Origin of the sequence: Xenorhabdus mauleonii (assembly GCF_900113945.1) — a bacterium.
Lineage (GTDB): Bacteria > Pseudomonadota > Gammaproteobacteria > Enterobacterales > Enterobacteriaceae > Xenorhabdus > Xenorhabdus mauleonii.
The window spans coordinates 1-2,298 of sequence record NZ_FORG01000080.1; the positions used below are offsets into that span (position 1 = coordinate 1).

A 2,298-nucleotide genomic window follows, 5' to 3' on the forward strand; every position below is an offset into this window, starting at 1 on the left:
GCTCCGGCCTTTTGAAAACTACGGTGTCCGTCTGCCGGCTATTCAGATACTGGTTAACGGAATTGAAGGAACAAATCTTGACCGGGATACGCTGAGTGAACTGACTGATATTATCCGTCATCAACGCTATGACGCTTCCGCACTGGGCGGCAGGCAGGTTTACCAACTGCTGGAAACCCGGATAGACCTGTTGGACATCTACAAACTGGGGCATGTCCGTGCCCAGCCGGTGCATCGCCTGGAATACAAAACCACCCGTAAAAGCCCAGCGGCGGCGATCACCATGCACCGCCTTGCCTGCGAGTTAGTGCCCTTATGGGCAGAAAAATTCGATGCGGTACTGATTGAGCAACCGACGGGAGAGGCGCAATGAATGTTATCTGGCGTGCCGTCTGCTTTCGTTATGAGACGGTTGAATTATTGTTCAGTGATGATGAATGGTTTGTTTTTGTGGATGCGCCGGATCGTGAAACCGCACAGGCGAAACTTCAGCTGCTGTTGCCCGCTATTCTCGATGTGTCTCCGCACGAGGTAGAGCACTATTATCCCCGTAATGAAGCCGAGTTGCGCAGGCAGGCTATGTGCCCTGATGCGTCGCCGGATTTAGCCTTGCTGGAATGTGGCTGGGAAAATGACCAGCCGCAATATCTGACCGAAAAAGAGGTACTGTTCTGGGTTTCCGCGCCTCATCTGCAACAACGTTTAATCGACGCCCTGAATGCGGTCAGTCAGGAGGTCGCCGATGGGAATGACGCATGAACAATTGAAGATCATCAGCGAAGAAGCACCCAGCTATGCATATGCCGAAGTCGGGGTACTGGGTGGTCTGGTGCTGGACAATGATCGCTGGGATACGGTGGTGTTGTTACTGGTTGCCGACGATTTTTACTTCCCGGCTCACCGGATACTGTTTCAGACCATCGCTGAACTGAGCGAAAAAAACTGCCCGTTTGACCTGATCACCCTGACCAATAGGCTGACCCAACGCGGGCAAATCGATCAGGTTGGTGGTTTTGCCTATGTGGCCGAAGTGTGCAAAAACACGCCGAGTGCCGCCAATATTGAGGAATACGCCCGTATTGTGGCGGAAAAAAGCCGCTTACGTCAGTTACTGGCGCTGGGAAAATCCCTCAGCGCGGACGTCTTTCAGCCGACTATTAAGTCAGACATCCTGATTGAGCAGGCGGAAAGCCAGCTGTTTAATTTGGCGGAAAAGGGAGCAGCCCGGCAGCAGCAGGAAATGACCCTGTTGCAGGGGGCAGACAGTCTGATCACCCATCTGGAACGCATACAGGGCAGCAACGGGATAACCGGAACGCCCACCGGATTTCAGCTCCTCGATGAGAAAACCTGCGGCTTGCAGGCCGGGGATCTCATTTTGCTGGCCGCCCGCCCTTCCATGGGCAAAACCGCACTGGGGCTGGCCTGTTGCCTCGGTGCCCTGCGTCTTCAGGAAAATGCGGTGGTGCAGATTTTCAGTCTGGAAATGCCGACGGCCCAACTGATGTTGCGTCTCACCGCCATGGAAGGCGGGGTTTCCCTGAGTGCCCTGCGCGGCGGGATACTGGATGATGAGCAGTGGGGACGTATCAGCCAGAGCCTGGATCAGTTTTCCCGCTGGGATCAGCGGCTGGTTATCGATGATTGCAGTCACCAGACACCCGCGTTACTGCGTGCCCGCGCCCGCCGCTATACCCGCAAATACGGTAAACCCGCCCTGATTATGGTGGATTATCTTCAGTTGATGAATGCGCCCGGCCAGGAAAACCGGACACAGGAGATTGCCGAGATTTCCCGCAGCCTGAAAGCGTTGGGCAAAGAGCTGGACTGCCCGGTGCTGGCGCTGTCCCAGCTTAACCGGCAAGTCGAAAATCGTCCCGATAAACGTCCCAATAACGGTGACTTACGGGATTCCGGCTCGCTGGAGCAGGATGCCGACCTGATATTGCACCTTTACCGCGATGAAGTTTATCACCCGGATTCCCTCGATGTAGGTATTGCCGAAATCATCATCGGTAAACAGCGTCAGGGGCCCACGGGCACCGTGCGTGTGCAATTTAATGGTCAGTATACCCGTTTTCAGGATATATCCGGCGGGGAGGGGCGGTAAGCGATGACCGGTAAACACCACAATTTAGGCCATGCTCTGTTACAGCAAGGGCGTCAGGCTGTGGCGACAGTTCATGAGTCGCTCCCAGCTTCGGAAATGCCGATGATACTGACGCTGGATCAACTCCGTCCCAATCCTGATAACCCCCGCACCAGCCGGAATCCGCGCTTTGACGATATCAAAGCGTC

2 protein-coding genes and 2 pseudogenes are annotated in these 2,298 nt (G+C 55.0%); all 4 read left to right on the plus strand.

Annotated features, from left to right (window positions below):
* Positions 1–373, plus strand: a pseudogene (locus BM100_RS22230) (ParA family protein); the annotation flags it as partial.
* Positions 370–759, plus strand: a complete 390-nt coding sequence (locus tag BM100_RS22235) for a hypothetical protein (RefSeq protein WP_092514975.1) — start codon at positions 370–372, stop codon at positions 757–759. The pseudogene BM100_RS22230 and the gene BM100_RS22235, both read left to right, overlap by 4 nt.
* Positions 743–2,110 (plus strand): SPI-7-type island replicative DNA helicase, encoded by a 1,368-nt coding sequence (dnaB-PI, locus tag BM100_RS22240; RefSeq protein ID WP_092514977.1) that lies wholly within the window; start codon positions 743–745, stop codon positions 2,108–2,110. The genes BM100_RS22235 and dnaB-PI overlap by 17 nt, the downstream gene beginning before the upstream one ends.
* 3 nt (positions 2,111–2,113) lie before the next feature.
* A pseudogene (locus BM100_RS22245) lies at positions 2,114–2,298 on the plus strand (ParB family protein); the annotation flags it as partial.

What these genes read in the sequence shown, in the direction of transcription:
- BM100_RS22235 (WP_092514975.1), top strand. Translation starts at nt 370, where the DNA reads ATGAATGTTATCTGGCGTGCCGTCTGCTTTCGTTATGAGACGGTTGAA.
- dnaB-PI (WP_092514977.1), top strand. Translation starts at nt 743, where the DNA reads ATGGGAATGACGCATGAACAATTGAAGATCATCAGCGAAGAAGCACCC.